Source organism: Chryseobacterium lactis (assembly GCF_003815875.1).
GTDB lineage: Bacteria > Bacteroidota > Bacteroidia > Flavobacteriales > Weeksellaceae > Chryseobacterium > Chryseobacterium lactis.
This window is the reverse complement of the sequence record NZ_CP033924.1, coordinates 3,665,403-3,682,797: the sequence shown is the minus strand read 5'-3', so window position 1 is coordinate 3,682,797 and position 17,395 is coordinate 3,665,403. Positions and strand designations below refer to the sequence as shown.

The following is a 17,395-nucleotide window of genomic DNA, read 5'->3' as shown; positions in this document are numbered from 1 at the left end:
CTTCAATTAAAAATATAGGTTGCGGCTGATTGTCCGGAAATTGTTACAGCAGCGGTTTTACCGGCAAATTTAATATTAAAATTCTCATCTTCTTTATTGTCATTCTGAACAATTACAACTATTTTCCCAGATTGAGTCATAAAGGCTGCTGTAGAGAGATGAGCCGTTTGTGTAGAAGCAATTCTTTGTGAACCGGCCGGAACAAATTTAGAAGCATGGGCAATAATATAGTAGGACACATTTCTGGTGAAATTTTCACTATCGGAAACCGTGATGGCTCCTTTGCATTCCGTGCATCCGCCATCTGTGTGAGGACCGTACTTTGGATCATTAGCCAGATTCCATTCTAAAGCTGTTTTGCTCCAGTTTCGCATAGAACCAATGATAACATTTTTTGTATGCCAGTTCAGATCTCCATCGAAACTTCCTTTTGAACCTGTCCATTGTTCGGTAAAATAGAGATTTTTATCAGGGAAGGCATTATGAACTGTACTTAAGGCAGAAATTTCACCTTCATATAAATGGAATGCCGATCCATCTATATATTGATTCGCATCAGCATCTTTCAAAATATCAATCGCATATTCCGGTTTATTGCAGTTATGGTCATACACTACAATTTTGGTTTTGATTCCTTTTGCTTTAAAAGCCGGACCTAAGTGATTTTTGATAAAATCTCCCTGTTGAGCAGAAGGCATATATAAACTTGGATTATTTCCTGGATGTAAAGGCTCATTTTGAGGAGTAACGGCATCAATCATGATTCCTTCTTTTTGCATTCCCTGGATATATTTAACAAAATAATCGGCATATGCTCCATAAAACTCAGGTTTAAGACTTCCTCCTTTTGACTTCCCGTTATCCTTCATCCAAACCGGTGGCGACCATGGGGCTGCCATCATTTTAATGTGAGGATTAATGGTTAGAATTTCCTTGAGCATGGCGATCAGGTTCTTTTCTTTTGCCAGACTGAATTTTGAAAGAGAGGGGTCTGTCTGCCCTTCCGGTAAATCATCGTACGAAAAAACTTCTCCGTCAAGATCGGATGCTCCGATACTTAATCGTAAATAGCTGATGGAAATTGAGTTTTTATCATTTCCAAAAAGTTCATGAAGTAAAGCTTTCCTTTTTGAAGGTGACAAGCGGTTAATTACTTCCACACTTCCTCCTGTCAATGTATATCCGAAACCATCAACATATTGAAACTTTTGAGAGGCATCAATTTCAATATTCTGAAAGTTATTGGAACTATTTACAAATCTAACCGGACTTTGAGGTTGTAATTTTACACTTTCATCTCCTTTAGTAAGCCAATACTGAACTTCATTTCCTTTATTTTGAGCAACAGAGCTGCATGATAAAGGAAAAAGTACCACACCGCATAGCAGTGCAGTACCTTTAAAGAAACTATATAAGTTGTGAAACTTCATGTTTTAGTAGCCTGGATTTTGTTTTAAAGAGGTATTGGGCAATTCATTAAACGGAATTGGTAAAATTTCATTTTTGTTTGCTTTAAATCCTTTAAATGCAAGCTTTGAAGGAGCATCTCCCCATCTTACGAGATCAAACCATCGGTGTCCTTCTCCTGCAAGCTCTCTTCTTCTTTCATCTTTAACAGCTTGTAAAGACACAGGAACTGATGCCAGTCCTACTCTTGCTCTTACGGCATCCAGCAATGCCTGAGCTCTTCCTCCTGCCGCTCCTAAGGCTTCTGCTTCCATCAGATAAGTATCTGCTAATCTTATGGCAACGTAATTCTGTCTGAAATTAAGTTCTGCAGGTCCCGGAAGTGAACTTTTCAAAGCATTCGTAGGCAGATATTTATTTAAAAAATATCCGGTATCTGCAAATGCAGGACTGTAAGAAATTTTACCGTCAGTTACCAATTGTTTCGCATTAAAAACCGTTACATTTAGCCTCGGGTCTCCCTGCATAAAATTAACATAGTCATCTGTTACCGTATTAAAAGCCCATCCTGAAAAGATATCCGGAGCATCGTTATTCGGAATATTTTTTAAAGAATAGGAACGCGGACATACCATTACATTGATAGAATTTCCTTCATCTTTTCCTTGTCCCCAGAATCCCCAATCGGAGTTTCCTTTGTTGGTATGCATCACTTCAAGGATAGATTCTGTAGAAAATTTATACGGATCCGATGTTTCCGGACCCACTTTAAACAAGTCTGCATAATTGGCCACCAGTTTATATCCATACTGACTGGTTCCTCCTGGAGTACCATTCACTTCTGCAAATTGTGCTGCCGCTTCCGGCATCTTTCTATCATAAAGATATATTTTACCCAGGATGGCTCTGGCTGTTCCCTGAGTAATTCTCCCTTTATCATTGCCACTCGCCGTCATCATTAAATCAGGAATAGCAGCGGTGATATCACTTTCTATCTGTGCATACACTTTGCTTGGGTCTGCCTGTGGAATGTGCCAGTAATCATCATTTGAGTTGAAAGTTTTCAGAATTACCGGGATATTTCCAAACATTCTTACCAGTTCAAAATAGTATAAAGACCGAAGGACCTTTGCCTCGCCAATATATCTCTTTTTAAGATCATCGCTCATAGAAGCACCGGGAACTCTTTCTATTACAAGGTTAGCTCGTGCTACCCCCTGATAAAAATCCTTCCAGTAGCTGGCAGGCATGGTATTGGGATTAATCATATAATTATTGATTCCCTGGATCCCCGCACCATCACTGGAACTTCCACCACCGGAATAAAAATCATCAGACCCGGCATTAAAAAAAGTAACCGTATTTTCAAATCCGCCGGAATATTTTCTTAAAACATCATATACGGAAACCAGTGCACTAAATGACTGCTGTTCGTTCTGGAAATACAAATCAGTATTAAAAGCACCAGAATTCTGTACATCATCCAAATAGGAATCACTGCAACCCATATTTGTAAAACTTAGACCTGTAAAAAAAACAACGGCAAGTCCTTTATATAAAAATTTCTTATTTTTCATGTTGTTGATAATTAAAATTGAATATTAGCACCTATCAAAAAAGTTCTTGCTTGCGGATAGTATGCTCTGTCCACCCCTATAATGTCTTGTTCAGAATTATTTCTTCCCGCAATCTCAGGATCATATCCTGTGTATTTTGTGAAAGTGAAAACATTTTCACCGGTGATGTACAGTCTTACTTTACTCATTCCGAAACGGCTTGTAACATCGTGAGGAAGAGTATAGCCTACCTGGATAATTTTCAAACGAACATAGTCTCCTTTTTGAAGATAATAGTTTGACATCCATGAATAGTTATGGTTAGGGTCATTTCGGGTAATTCTAGGATTATCATTGGTAGAACCTTCTCCTGTCCATCGATCTAAAATCTTTGTCTGGTAATTGGCATCCGGTAAATCCAATCTTCTTAAGCCCTGAAAAATCTTGTTACCGGCCTGCCCTTGGGCAAACATCATGAAATCGAAGTTTTTATAATTTAAATTAACGGTCAGTCCAAAAGTGTATTTTGGAATAGAGCTTCCCAGATTCACTTTATCTTCTTCGTCAATTTTACCATCTCCGTTATTGTCCTGCCAGATAAAATCTCCCGGTTTTGCATCGGGTAATAGTTTGGTTCCATTGGAATTAACATAAGCATCAATTTGTGCCTGATTTTGGAACACCCCGCTGTATGTCTGACCATAGAATGATCCGTAAGGCTGTCCCACAGCAACTCTGGATACAGCTCCCATGGTCTGGAAAGAAGCAAGGTTGAAATAATTGATATCATCCTCCAGTCGAAGAACTTTGTTTTTTATCGTCGCAAAATTTCCGTTAATGGAAATACCAAAGTCGTCCCAATTCTTTTTATATCCCAGCTCAAGTTCAAAACCTGTATTTTCCATATCCCCAACATTGGCCCACGGTAAATTAGGAACTCCTACATAACCCGGAATATTAACCTGTCGCAGAATATCAACTGTTTTCTTTTTGTACCAATCTGCAGTTAGAGTGAAATTGCTGAATAATTTCAAATCTGCAGCAATATTCAGCTGACTGGTTTGTTCCCATTTCAGATTGGGGTTTTCCAGTGTACTTGGTGCATATCCTATGATGATGTTATTTCCTGAATTGGTATAGTTGCTTCCAGAAACCATAAAACTTGCAAACTTGAAGTTATCCATTTCATCATTCCCCAGTACTCCATAGCCTCCTCTAAGTTTCAAATTGTTGATCACTTTGTTTTCAGGCCAAAAGTTCTCTTTATGTACATTCCATCCTAAAGACAGGGACGGGAAAGTTCCCCAATGCTTATTGGTAGCAAATTTTGAAGAACCATCTCTACGAATTGTTCCGGTAAACAAATATTTATCTGCATAATCATAAATAACTCTACCAAAATAAGATGCCTTACGGGTCTGGATACCATCCCAACCAGTAGCTGTAATATCATCCTGCGGAATATTAAAATTAAAAGAGGCATCCTGCCAACGTTCAATAGGCAGATTACTATACGTTAAACTGGTACCACCCGCTATATTATATCGATACACTCCCTGTCCTACCAATATGTTGATGCTATGATCTCCGAATTTATTTTGATAGGTTAACGTATTCTCCATACTCCATTCAAACTTGTTTTCGTCTATCTTATTCAGGCTGTTAAAGCTTGTATTATTGTAGTTTGGACTTAAATAATATTTCGGAGTAAAGGTGCGGCTTCCCCAATATGATTTCTTACCATTTAAACTTGATTTAAAAGTAAAGTTTTTAAGAAACTTAAGCTCTGCAAAAACATTTCCCACAAAATCATCGGACCAGTTGTAATTTCCCTGCTGAATCCGGCGAAAAGCCTGAGGGTTTGTCATTTCATTGTTTACATAACGTGAAATTCCATAAGGATTACCATTAGGATCACGAATGATATAAGGGTTGGTATAGCCACTCGGATCTACTGCAGACCAATCCGTTACCACTACCGGAGTGGTAGGATCCAGATTCACTGCGGAAGCTAGAGGGCCACCATATTCTTCGTTGGCACTTATTCCCTGAGACTTGGTATGAGTATAAGCAAAGGTTTGCCCTATCGTTAAATAGTCTGTTACTTTATGCGTCGAGTTAAATCTGGCATTGATCCTTTTATAATTGGAAATATCAGTCATTACGATACCCGTCTGATCAAAATACCCAAAGGATGTATAATAACTGGACTTGTCATTGCCTCCGGTAATACTTACTTCATGTGAAGATTTTTCACCGGTTCCGAAAATAGTATCCTGCCAGTTGGTTCCTTTCCCCAATGATCCGGGGTTGGAAAATCTTGGTGCTCCTCCATCATTTACCAAACCTTCATTAATGATTTGCGCATATTGGGAAGCATTCAGAAGGTCAATTTTTTTTGCAGTGTTTGAAACGCCGTAAAAACCATTATAAGAAAGGGTTAACTTTCCTTTTTTCCCTTTTTTAGTAGTAACCAGAATTACTCCCTTTGCCGCAGAAACACCATAAATTGCTGATGATGCACCATCCTTCAGGACTTCAATACTTTCGATATCCGACTGGTTAAGCCATCCGATATTGTCTACCACAATACCGTCTACCACCCATAACGGACTATTACTTCCGGCTCCGAAACTGGTAATTCCCCTTACACGTACCGTCGCTGCAGCACCGGGTTGCCCGGAATTTGTAACTACAGAAACACCGGCGGCTCTTCCCTGTAATACCTGTTCCGGTTTACCGGCAGGAATATTTTCGATATCGCTGGCTTTAATACTTGCAATCGCTCCCGTTACATTACTCTTTTTCTGAGTACCATAACCAATGACTACAATCTCATCTATTTTGTTTTCTTTAGAAAGCGTGTCCTTCACATTGGTCTGGGCACTGAAGTTGGCCGTAAAATAGAGAACAGCCACCAATCCTAAGCTTCTTGATATTGTTACATTCATATACAGTTATTGTTTAATTCTCAAATTGAGACAATAAAAATATATTTTTTTCCAATTAATTAACATTATATTCATAAATATTTTAATTTTTCTTTTATTTTTGAGGGTTAGAAGCCCTATCTTCGCACTAATATTTCTTAAAAAATTAGAAAAACATAAAAAAGTTAATCCCCAAAATGACCTCCAAGCTTTCTCATATTTCACTTCCGCTCAAACTTAGTTTTCTTATTTTTTCGATGGTTTTAAACTGTATGGGCCTTGTCATTTTGCAGCTTGCTGAGGCCAAAATCACTTATAGTGAACTGGGATTTTTAGAATCATTCAAAGATTTACCTATTGCTTTTATTTCTCTTTTTGCGGTAAGCTTCATTAATAAAACGGGAACCAAAAAAGCACTTATCTTGGCATTAATCATTGTCGGATTTTGTTCCTGTCTCCTTCCCTTCATCGCTGACTTTTGGTTTTATAAAGTCTGGTTTGCTATTATTGGAGCTTGTTTTGCCATCGGTAAAATTTGTGTATTCGGGATTATCCGGAATAATATTTCGGATGAAAAATCACTGGCAAAAACAATGAGCAATGTTGAAGCGTCATTCATGATTGGAATTTTTGTAGTGAATACCGGCTTTGGCTGGGTGATTTCCAGTCAATATGCCGAATTCTGGAAATTCGGATTTTTAATGATTGCCGTTTTATCTGCTGTAACGATATTTTTGCTTGTAAAGGCTGACATTTCAGAATCTAAGCCACTGGAAAATAAAAACATCATTTCTGAACTATCGGGATTTACCAAACCTGCCGTACTCCTGTTTCTGGCCGTTATTTTTTCCATTGTTTTTGTTGAACAGGGATTCAATTCATGGCTTCCTTCTTTTTATAAAAATCATCTGAAGGTCAATTCATTTTTTGCTTTGCAGGCGACTTCTTTTTTAGCATTATTTTCTTATGCAGGAAGGACCATTACAGCAAATGTTATCCGTAGATTTCCATTACATGGCTATTATATTTCATGTATGTCTTTCATTGTAACTTTACTGATTATTATTGTTGGTATACAATATTTTGAGTCGGAAGACTCCAGGTTAATTCTCTTTTTATTTCCGGTAATTGGATTATTTTTATCACCGCTCTATCCGGTCATCAACTCCAAAATGATTGCACAGGTTGATAAGGATAAAATTAATCTTTTCACCTCCCTGATTGTCATTTTTTCATCTTTAGGTAGCTCTGTCAGTTCTATTATTATGGCAATTTTATTTGAAAAACAACTTTTACACCTATATCCTTTATACATTTTATCTTCTGTAATTCTACTATTTGTGATTAGTTTGATATATTTTAATGTATCGAAAAAGAAAATATAGAAAATAGTTTTATTTTTACTGCCATGAAAATCAAAGACACAAAAAGCAAAGAAACACTTCGGGAACTGATCGACACCAAAGATTTTGTCGCCCATATATCAGTGGACTGCACCATATTCGGGTTTCATAATAATATTTTGAAGGTATTGCTTTTGAAATATCATGACCTTGATTTGTGGTCGCTTCCGGGTGGTTTTGTTTTCAATGATGAAGATCTGCGGGAAGCTGCGGAGAGAGTTCTGTATGAAAGAACCCAACTTAAAGACTTATTTTTAAAACAATTTCATACGTTTGGAAGAATAGACCGTACCGAAAACAATGTTCACCAGATTCTTCTTAAAAATAAGGGAATTGAAGTTCCCGGGGAGCACTGGATTTTTCAGCGATTCGTTACAGTCGGCTATTGCAGTCTGATCGATTTCTCGTTGGCCAATACTTTTCCGGACGCATTCAATGAAAGCTGTGAATGGTTTGAAGTGAGCAAACTGCCTAAAATGGCATTTGATCACGACAGAATTATAGAAACTGGTCTTGAATATTTAAGAATGAATATCAACACTGAAGTTGCAGCCAGCAACCTTCTTCCTGAAAAGTTTACGATGAAAGACCTTCAGTCTCTTTATGAAACTATTTTAGGACAAAAATTCAGAAGAAATAATTTCCAGCGAAAAATTTTAAGTTTAAATATTCTGGACCGGTTAGAAAAGCTCTATGACGGTTCTGCCAATAAGGCTCCTTACCTGTATAAATTCAAAACTAAAGTTCACAATGCTACCAATCAGTACCCTATCTCAAATGATGAGGAAGTCTGAAATGATGCAACAAAGCACTAAAATGGCTTCGGAAGGCGTTATATAATTGAAAACCAACATCAATATAAGTTTTCAAAAAAATTTTCAGAACACCACGAAAAATGTTATTTTTAACAAAATCAAAAAATCATGTCATATTATCCTCTTACAAGCATCCCTGATTATTATGGAATTGATGCTTTACTTACTGAAGAACACAAACTGATTCGCCAATCTGTAAGAGACTGGGTTGAAAGTTTTGTAATGCCGCAGATTGACCAGGCTGCTCAAAATCATACAGATATTCCCGGACTTATGAGAGAATTAGGGAAAATCGGAGCATTAGGTCCTTATATTCCAGTGGAGTATGGAGGTTCAGGATTAGACCAGATTTCTTACGGTTTGATTATGCAGGAATTGGAAAGAGGAGATTCTGCAGTACGTTCTGCTGCTTCCGTACAGAGTTCTTTGGTGATGTTCCCAATTAATGAATTCGGTTCCGAAGAACAGAAAAAGAAATACCTTCCTAAGCTTGCTGCGGGAGAAATGATCGGATCTTTTGGATTGACAGAGCCTAACCATGGTTCCGACCCAAGTTCTATGGAAACTTATTTTAAAGATATGGGAGATCATTATCTTTTAAATGGAGCTAAAATGTGGATCACCAACTCTCCAGTTTGCGATATTGCAGTAGTTTGGGCAAAAAATGAGGAAGGAAAAGTACAGGGATTGATCGTTGAAAGAGGAATGGAAGGCTTCACAACTCCGGAAACTCATAATAAATGGAGCTTAAGAGCTTCTAAAACAGGAGAATTGGTATTCAACGATGTAAAAGTTCCTAAAGAAAATCTTCTACCGGGAGTTACAGGGTTGAAAGGACCTTTATCTTGTCTGAATTCTGCCAGATACGGAATTTCATGGGGCGTAATCGGTGCTGCTATTGATTGCTATTGCACGGCAGTTCAATATTCTAAAGAAAGAAAGCAGTTTGGTAAGCCGATTGGTTCTTATCAGCTTCAACAGAAAAAATTAGCTGAATTTTTAACTGAAATTACAAAGGCTCAGTTGCTATGTCTTCAGTTAGGAAATCTTAAAAATGATCACAAAGCTACTCCTGCTCAGATTTCAATGGCAAAACGCAATAACGTGAAAATGGCTATTGACATTGCAAGAGAATCAAGACAGATTCTTGGAGGTATGGGTATCATGGGTGAATTCCCAATGATGAGACACGCAGCCAATTTAGAATCAGTAATTACTTATGAGGGAACTCATGACGTTCATTTGTTAATCACCGGTTTAGATATTACAGGAATCAACGCTTTTTAGATAAAGCAAAAATATATTGAAAGAGTCTGGTCAGGTGATCAGACTCTTTTATTTTACTCACTTTCCAGAGAATTGATATTCATTGAATAATTATTAATGTCGCAATTTTATTATATTTTCATTAAATACATTACTTTAATACCATTAAAAAAATGAAAATATGAAAAAAAATTACGACTTTTTTATTAGGCCTGGCTGCCCCGCTGTACTTTGCCCAGCAAGCAGGTGATCTTATAAGTGCCGAGCAAAAACTTGACCTAACCCCGCAAGGAGTTGCTAATTTCATTGCCAATAATCTGGGGGAACAAAATGCTCCGGATTTTGTAAGTTATCTCAACAACTTCAATGTAGGATTAAAAGGATATAAAATCACTTATTACACCAAAAATGAATTTAACAATCTTGTAAAAGCTACGGGAATGCTTATGTTTCCTAACGTAGGTTTTAAGCTTTCAACCGTAGTATCGGATCACGGTACAACAGACAGCAGGGAAAATGTTCCTTCAAATTTTAAGGGAACTATGACAGCAGGTTTTGTTGTTGAACTTTCTTATGTCCTCAATGGTTATATTTTGATGGCTCCTGACTACGTTGGGATGGGAACCGGAGACGGCGTTCATCCATATGTAGATTATGCTACTGAAGCAGGAGCTACGATTGACTTTGTGAGTGCAGCCAATAGAGTCCTTGCCCAGTTGGGAGTGAAACGCTACGATGAATATTTTATAGCCGGATATTCGCAGGGAGCTCATGCGGCAATGTCTACCATCAAAAGGTTAAGTGTATCCAACCCCAACAACTTAAAATTCAAATATGCCTACATGGGAGACGGACCTTACGATTTCTCTGATGTCACCCTCAATAAAGGAGTTCTTCAGAAAGATATTTATCCTTTTACCGCCTTCCTGGCCAATGTTCTTAACAGCTGCAACACAACGGGATATAAAACGTATACGAATGATATTTCGGAAGTAATTTCTGCAGAATATCTGGATCGGTACAACTATCATGTTGTCCAGGATAATGGAGGTTTATTATGGGGGCCTTTTATATGGAGAAAATTATTTACCGACAATTTCATCAAAGATGTCACCAATAATCCCAATAATAATCTCAGAAAATGCATGAAGCAGAAAGATGTGTATGACTGGTACAATAAAATGCCAATGACATTGGGACATTCTACTGTAGATCTGGCCATTCCGCCGGAAAACACTTCCAAAACCATTGATGTACAACGTGGTTATTATTCCTGGTGGGATTTGAATAAATATAAATTAGAAGCCTTTTATTGGGGACCATTAGGCCATGTAGGCGGCATTGTACCTTTCGTGATTGCGTCTAATGCCAAATTCAATACGTTGAGAAGCGGAGGACTCCTTAACCAATGGGCTATTGCTGGTTCTATTTTTGGCAAAAAGGCTCCAGGCAATGTTGCATCAGAAATCAATCCTTTGTCTTCTTCCCAGATTAAACCGGATCTTGGAAATATTCAGCTGGTGGAGATTACAGATTTTAATAAAGAAAAAGCTGCCGGCAGATCGGCTGTTGCGCAGAATCTATCTTCTTTAAAAGACGGGGTGTATCTATTGAAGGTCTCAGAAAACAATGAAAATAAAATGATTCCTTACATTAAAAACACACCTAAAGAAGTCGCTGAAAATGAGATTGTACAGTCAGAGAATAACTCTGTTTTAAAATTAAAAATTGACCAGGATGAACTTTCCTCTGTTAATATTTTCGATAGCAATAAAAATCTGATCAGAACCATTTCCAAAGAACAATATCAGGAAAACGGAGGAATTAATCTACAGAATCTTGATCATCAGAACTATACATTTGAAGTCGTTACCTCTTATTATAATCTTCAGTTTAATAAAGTTTCCGGCAATGAAACCCGTTTATCAGGAAACGATGCAGCTATTTTTGCCGAGAACCGACAGGTTAAGGTGAAAGCAGACAGTGGTATAAAAAACATCAGTATCTACAGTATTTCCGGAGCTTTAGTTCAGCAGCAGGAGGTAAATCAGCCCCGCTTTGAATCGGGAAGCTTAGAGTCGGGAATTTATTTGGTACAGATCACACTTTCTAATGGGAAGACAGTCAATAAGAAAGTAAAATTGTAACATCTAATCCATTCTATAAATATCATTTCAAGTTAATTTTTGGCGCTTCAGCAATGGAGTGCCTTTTTTATTCAATTAAACAAAATAACTCTAAAAAATACAAAGGGAAATAATCAACATATAAAAACGGAACAATCTGTTAAAAAGCCTTATGGATAAAGATTATTTCAAAACAAAACACTTATTAAAGTTAGTACATATCTCTCCTATTCTCTTCAATTTTTAAAATGATTTTCGTCATTTATTTTAAATTATTCTAAATAAAATTAGCAAACTTATTCTGAGGCTCCTAACTTTGCCGAAAGAATAATGCCAGATGGTAGATAATGATCCTCAATTTCCTTTTAAATTTCAATTTTTCACTCTTTTCTTTTTCTTTATCGGTCTTACAACAGTCAAGTCGCAGGACAGATTGATTGTCATTACTTTTGAGATTAAAGACAATCAATCTGACCTGATTAAAGACTCGGAGATACAAATATTTTCCACTGAAAATAAATATTCTGTTAAAACCAATGACAAGGGAATCGCAACTCTATCTGTTGTTTCGGGCAGCTATCAGGTAGAAGTTCACAAGAATGGCATCGTTGAGCATTCTGCCAGCATATCTGTTACAAAAGCAAAAACATATACCCTTTCTCTGTCACAAAAGGTAAACAACATTGAAGAAGTTGTGATTACTGCCAAAGAAGGTAAAGGCCTTACCTCTTCCTCATTGATCAATCAGCGTGCGATGCAACACTTACAACCTTCGAGTTTTACTGATCTTTTGGAATTACTTCCTGGAGGAAGATCCGGGGATCCCGTTTTGAATCAGGTCAATAAGATCAGTCTTCGTGAAACAGGAAATCCCGGCAGCGATTACAACACCTCTGCCATGGGAACGATGTTTCTTGTAGATGGTGCTCCGTTGAACTCGGGAGCCAATCTTCAGTATACCTATGATTTTTTAGACAAAACCAATAACGGATTAAAAAGAAGGTTAAATATCACGAGCGGCGTAGATATGCGAACCATTTCTACAGATCAGATTGAAAAGGTAGAAATCCTTCGAGGAATTCCGTCTGTCATTTATGGAAATCTGACCTCAGGAATTGTAAAAATCACCAATAAATCAGGGTATACAAGATGGAAAGCCAGGTTCAAAGCAGATGGGTACAGTAAGCTTTTTGCGGTGAATAAAGGTTTTGAAAATAAAGAGAAAGATCTGAAAATCAATGTCGGAATCGATTACCTGAATGCCAAATCCGACCCGAGAGACAGGTTGGAAAATTATAAAAGAATAACCACCAATTTTGCTTTAGTAAAGGAAAAAAAGCATGATCACGGAAATTCCAGGTGGCAAACAAGCTTTAGTTATACCGGATCTCTGGATGGCTCAAAGTCTGATCCTGATGCCGACCTTTCGGATTTGAATTCATATAAAGTGAATAACCATCTGATAAGTCTTTCCAACTCATATACTTACACAAGAGAGAAATCTTCATTTTTCAAATCCACAGAAATTCAGGCAACTGTTAATCAGAGATTTGATAAAATAAAGCAAACCAAGTTTATACAGCTTGAAAATGCAACGGCTTTTCCTTTATCCAGAACTGAGGGAGAACATGACGGCTACTATCCTGAAGCACAATACATTTCCGATTATATTGTGGATGGAAAACCACTTGATGTATTCGTAAAGATGGTGAATAATTTCCAGCTCAATTGTAAGCCTTTCAAAACAGATATCAACGCAGGATTTGATTGGCAATTGAGTAAAAACTGGGGCCATGGACAACAGTTTGACGTTGTAAGGCCGATAGATCCGAAGGCTACTTTCAGACCTCGTCCTTATCGGAATATTCCTGCTTACATTACGTCAGCATTATTTCTGGAAACCATCAGCTCGACAGATATCGGAAGGCATCAACTGACCCTGGCGCTGGGAGTGAGAGGGAATATGATGATGAACCTTCCGTCCGGATTCACCATGAATGGAAAGATGTATGCAGATCCGCGGGCCAATCTTCAATGGAATCTTCCCTCATTTAACATCATTAACAAAAGGGCACAACTTGCATTAACATTGGGTTATGGAAGACAAAGTTTATTCCCTGATCTTAATCTGCTCTATCCGGAACTGATTTATAAAGACCTTCAGCAGCTGAATTATTTCCACAATAACCCGGATTACAGAAGGGTTAATTATAAAACGATGATTTATAATCCACAGAACCCGGAAATAGAACCTGCTATCAATGAGAAGTTGGAAGCAAGAATCGATTTCAGCCTTGGATTGCACCAGTTATCGGTTACTGTCTTTAAGGAAAACATGCGTAACGCTTTCCGTTCAATGAATGAATACGCGGTATATCAGTACAAAAAGTATGATACTTCAAACCTTGACCACAATACCCTGACCTCTCCACCGGATGTAAACAAACTGCCTTATCAGAATATTAATGAAAATTTCACCTATTCAACGCAGCGAAATGGCAGTAAAATAGATAAGGAAGGAGTAGAATTTCAATATTCATCCAACCGGATTCCGGTAATAAACACCAGGTTTACCATCAATGGCGCCTGGTTCCGTACAAAATACGGAAATAGCCTTCCGGTCTACAGGGGACGTGATCTGGTGATCAATGGAAGACCTTACCCTTATCTCGGGCTCTATGAAGGCATGGAACCGAGCTCAGTGAACGAAGTGCTGAACACCAACCTGATGCTAGATACTTATATTCCAAAACTGGATCTTATATTTTCCTCTTCTTTTCAGTTTTCATGGTATTCTATGAGAAAATTAGATCCGATGAGCGGAATTCCCAGCCAGTATGTAGATCAGGACGGTAATATTTTCCCTTTTAACGCTGATGCAGCACGGGGAGCAATCCTCGAAAATCTGATTATCGCTCAGAATAACGATTGGTATAATGCGTCCAGAAGGCCTATGGAGATGAACCTTAACCTTAAGGTGACTAAAAGTTTCAGAAATAAAGCGATTGTCATTTCCATGTTTGCAAACAGGCTTTTCAGTTATTATACGCCTTACAATATCAATGGATTTACGATCAACAGAAAAGGTGCTTATGATCCTTATTTCGGAATGGAAATCAATTTTAATTTATAACAATTTCAATTTAATATATTATGCTAAAACATTTATTAAGAACACTATTGGTATGGTGTGCTTTCATCAGCTTTGCATCATGTTCGTCTGATTCCGACAGCCCGGAATCACAAGCACAAACCACTTTAAAACTGGAACTGAAACTGGTTCCGGAAACGATTCAGGTTAAAGAATATAAAAACCTTACGGTAAACTTTAAAGAACTGAACACCGGTTTTACGACAACCCGCGAACTAAAAAATACAAATTCTTTAACGACTGTTCTTCCTACCGGAACTTATCAGATCTTCGTGGAAGGAAGTATTATATATTCTGATACTACCGGATCTACAGAAGCCAAAGTCGGCGGAGCACAAACCGGAGTAGTTATCAACGGTACCGAACAGTCCAAAACCATTGACATTGCTTTGAAAGCAGGAAGTGGAGATCTTATTTTAGAAGAAGTATTTTTTACCGGTTCTAAAACACCACAGGGAGCGATGTACTTTGGAGATCAATATTTTAAGATTACCAACAATACAGATCAAACTCTCTATGCTGACGGAATGCTATTGATTCAGTCCAGCTTTATGACTAACGAAAAACAGGATTATAGCCCCAATATCATGGGAACTACTTTTTCTGCCGGTGCTATTATCAGAATTCCGGGAACAGGAAATACATATCCTGTAAAACCGGGAGAATCTATTATCATTGCTGAAGATGCAATTAATCATAAAGAATTCAATCCGTCATCCATCAATCTTTCACACGCTAACTTCCAGATATTTAAGGAAGATTCTGATGACATTGATAACCCTTCAGTTCCAAAAATGATTAATGTTTTTGAAAAAATGGTCATTCATACACAGGGATATTATGCTTATGCTCTGGCTCGTATGCCACAGGGAATGACGGACACCACCCTGATCACTCAGAATACTTACACCTATACTTATCATCTTAGTTTTGGAGGAGATGTGTATCCTATGGACGGTACAGCCATCAAAATCCCGAATGAATGGATCACCGATGCTGTAAATCTCAGTGTACAGGATTCTTTCCAATGGCTGGTGACATCTCCTGCCATAGATATGGGCTGGACTTCTGTGGCTTCTTTTGACGGAGATAAAAACCGTTTCGGAAAAGCTGTTCGTAGAAGAGTTGTTGGAAAAACAATGGAGGGCAAAAATATTTTAAAAGACACCAACAATTCAACCGCGGATTTTGAACATGGAGTCAAACCTTCATTATTCAATTAAAATGAAATATTTTCTATCCTTATCCACTTTGTTTCTATTTCTATCAGGGACTTATCTTCACGCTCAGACTAATGATACAATCGTTGAAAAGATTCGTGAAGAATACAGCTATGAAAGGCTGCTTAAAAAAGAAATTACTGTAAATCCTGCTAGTATGCAGGGAGCAAGAAAATACAGTATTACCACCATGGCTTTGTTTACCCAAAACAATGATACACCTAATGAAATACAACAAAAAGGTAAAGGAAAAAATTTGTGGGGTGCGGAAGCCCGTACCCTGCAAATAATAGATCCCAAAACAACAGTGTGGGGCAATGCATCTTATACTCAGGGTAAAAATAAGCAGGTTCTATGGAACGAAAATTCAGATTATGATATCATCTACCCTTTTGTAGCTGCAGACAGCGTAGGCGGAGATATGAAGTTTGAAAATTATGCATTCTCCGGAGGATATTCTAAAAAACTGAATTCTTTCACTATCGGTGTGGCTGGAAGTTATAAAGCAAGTTTGAGTTATCGTGATGTGGATCCTCGCCCCAAAAACACAACAGCCAGTTTTTCACTGGCATTGGGAGCTGATAAATTGATGTTTGGAAAATTTAGAATAGGTGCCTTTGCAGATGCTGAAAAATATACCCAAAAGCATTATTTAAGTTTTGTCAGCAATCAGGGATTTCCTATGATCTACAATATGAGCGGGTTGGGAAATTACAACGAATTACTTTCGGGAAAACTTCGTCAGGCTTATTATGAAGGTTGGTCTTACGAAGTTGGTTTACAGGTATTTGAAGCGGAAAGCAGAAACTGGTATTTTAATGTTGGATTTAAAAAGTTTAATCTTGATAAACTTCTGACGGAATATATGGATCTCAATGCTTCCAGGATTGATGAACAGCAGTTTAATTTTTCATTGGGAAAGCTTTTTACTACTAATAAAATTTCCTGGGGACTTTTCATTGATGGAAATCATACAATGAGAAAAGGTACTGAAAACCTGTTTTTAAATGATAATTCCAGAAATTATATACAAATAGGTTCTGTAGAAAAGTACAATCATGAGAGTACGAATATGATATTCAAAGGGCTTTTGCAGCGAGAAAATGGAAATGTAAAATCATCGTTACTGCCTTATTTCGGTTTGATCCAGGGAAAAGAGAAATACGCCAACCCTCTTTCTGTAATAGAACTCAACAAAATTGTATATGGCGCAGATTACCAGTGGTTCAAAACATTTGATCCTGATCTGGCTCTTTCTGTTTCTCTTGGCTTTTCGGTGACGGATGTGTATAGGAAAAATGCAGTTTTCAACAATTCGGGAAAGCCCTCAATTAATCAGATGTTGCAGGACAATTACAGGTATCAGTCTTCGGATTTCTGGCAGGCAAAGCTTGATATCAATTTTCACTTCTCCTTTCCTGTGATAAAAAATGCCTATGTGGGAGGCAAAATGATGTATAGTAACTTCCAAAATAGTAGTAATGTATTATTTGCAGCTACTATCGGGGGTATTTTTTAAAT

10 protein-coding genes are annotated in these 17,395 nt (G+C 37.6%); 7 read left to right on the top strand and 3 right to left on the bottom strand.

Features of this window, described 5'->3' with window-relative positions; genetic code table 11:
- Positions 1-2: 2 nt before the first annotated feature.
- The 3 genes from EG342_RS16275 to EG342_RS16265 are packed head-to-tail and all read right to left on the bottom strand — an operon-like array spanning position 3 to position 5,914.
- Positions 3-1,430, bottom strand: a complete 1,428-nt coding sequence (locus EG342_RS16275; RefSeq protein ID WP_103293701.1) for a glycoside hydrolase family 30 protein — start codon at positions 1,428-1,430, stop codon at positions 3-5.
- A gap of 3 nt (positions 1,431-1,433) precedes the next feature.
- Positions 1,434-2,984: a RagB/SusD family nutrient uptake outer membrane protein gene (locus tag EG342_RS16270; RefSeq protein WP_103293702.1), complete on the bottom strand. Its 1,551-nt coding sequence runs from the start codon at positions 2,982-2,984 to the stop codon at positions 1,434-1,436.
- Positions 2,985-2,995: 11 nt separating this feature from the next.
- The gene (locus EG342_RS16265) at positions 2,996-5,914 is read right to left on the bottom strand and encodes a SusC/RagA family TonB-linked outer membrane protein (RefSeq protein WP_103293703.1); all 2,919 of its coding nucleotides are present in this window, start codon (positions 5,912-5,914) and stop codon (positions 2,996-2,998) included.
- 176 nt (positions 5,915-6,090) lie between these two features.
- Between EG342_RS16265 and EG342_RS16260 the strand changes: the two genes are divergently transcribed.
- The 7 genes from EG342_RS16260 to EG342_RS16230 all read left to right on the top strand — a co-directional run bounded on the left by EG342_RS16260 (position 6,091) and on the right by EG342_RS16230 (position 17,393).
- Entirely contained in the window at positions 6,091-7,278 is a 1,188-nt protein-coding gene (locus EG342_RS16260) for an MFS transporter (protein ID WP_103293704.1), read from the top strand.
- A gap of 23 nt (positions 7,279-7,301) precedes the next feature.
- Entirely contained in the window at positions 7,302-8,090 is a 789-nt protein-coding gene (locus EG342_RS16255) for an NUDIX hydrolase (protein WP_103293705.1), read from the top strand.
- Between the two features lie 129 nt (positions 8,091-8,219).
- Entirely contained in the window at positions 8,220-9,398 is a 1,179-nt protein-coding gene (locus tag EG342_RS16250) for an acyl-CoA dehydrogenase family protein (RefSeq protein WP_103293706.1), read from the top strand.
- Positions 9,399-9,817: 419 nt separating this feature from the next.
- Positions 9,818-11,524, top strand: a complete 1,707-nt coding sequence (locus tag EG342_RS16245) for a T9SS type A sorting domain-containing protein (protein ID WP_246008641.1) — start codon at positions 9,818-9,820, stop codon at positions 11,522-11,524.
- A gap of 316 nt (positions 11,525-11,840) precedes the next feature.
- Positions 11,841-14,636 carry a TonB-dependent receptor plug domain-containing protein gene (locus EG342_RS16240; RefSeq protein WP_103293708.1) on the top strand — a complete coding sequence of 932 codons (2,796 nt, stop codon included), beginning with the start codon at positions 11,841-11,843 and terminating at the stop codon, positions 14,634-14,636.
- 20 nt (positions 14,637-14,656) lie between these two features.
- Entirely contained in the window at positions 14,657-15,877 is a 1,221-nt protein-coding gene (locus EG342_RS16235) for a DUF4876 domain-containing protein (RefSeq protein ID WP_103293709.1), read from the top strand.
- Position 15,878: 1 nt separating this feature from the next.
- Positions 15,879-17,393, top strand: a complete 1,515-nt coding sequence (locus EG342_RS16230; protein WP_103293757.1) for a DUF6850 family outer membrane beta-barrel protein — start codon at positions 15,879-15,881, stop codon at positions 17,391-17,393.
- Positions 17,394-17,395: the final 2 nt, after the last annotated feature.

Excerpts from the sequence above, each read along its gene's own strand:
- EG342_RS16260 (WP_103293704.1), top strand. The coding sequence starts at position 6,091 with ATGACCTCCAAGCTTTCTCATATTTCACTTCCGCTCAAACTTAGTTTT.
- EG342_RS16230 (WP_103293757.1), top strand. The coding sequence starts at position 15,879 with ATGAAATATTTTCTATCCTTATCCACTTTGTTTCTATTTCTATCAGGG.
- EG342_RS16240 (WP_103293708.1), top strand. The coding sequence starts at position 11,841 with ATGGTAGATAATGATCCTCAATTTCCTTTTAAATTTCAATTTTTCACT.
- EG342_RS16235 (WP_103293709.1), top strand. The coding sequence starts at position 14,657 with ATGCTAAAACATTTATTAAGAACACTATTGGTATGGTGTGCTTTCATC.
- EG342_RS16275 (WP_103293701.1), bottom strand. The coding sequence starts at position 1,430 with ATGAAGTTTCACAACTTATATAGTTTCTTTAAAGGTACTGCACTGCTA.
- EG342_RS16265 (WP_103293703.1), bottom strand. The coding sequence starts at position 5,914 with ATGAATGTAACAATATCAAGAAGCTTAGGATTGGTGGCTGTTCTCTAT.
- EG342_RS16270 (WP_103293702.1), bottom strand. The coding sequence starts at position 2,984 with ATGAAAAATAAGAAATTTTTATATAAAGGACTTGCCGTTGTTTTTTTT.
- EG342_RS16255 (WP_103293705.1), top strand. The coding sequence starts at position 7,302 with ATGAAAATCAAAGACACAAAAAGCAAAGAAACACTTCGGGAACTGATC.
- EG342_RS16250 (WP_103293706.1), top strand. The coding sequence starts at position 8,220 with ATGTCATATTATCCTCTTACAAGCATCCCTGATTATTATGGAATTGAT.
- EG342_RS16245 (WP_246008641.1), top strand. The coding sequence starts at position 9,818 with ATGCTTATGTTTCCTAACGTAGGTTTTAAGCTTTCAACCGTAGTATCG.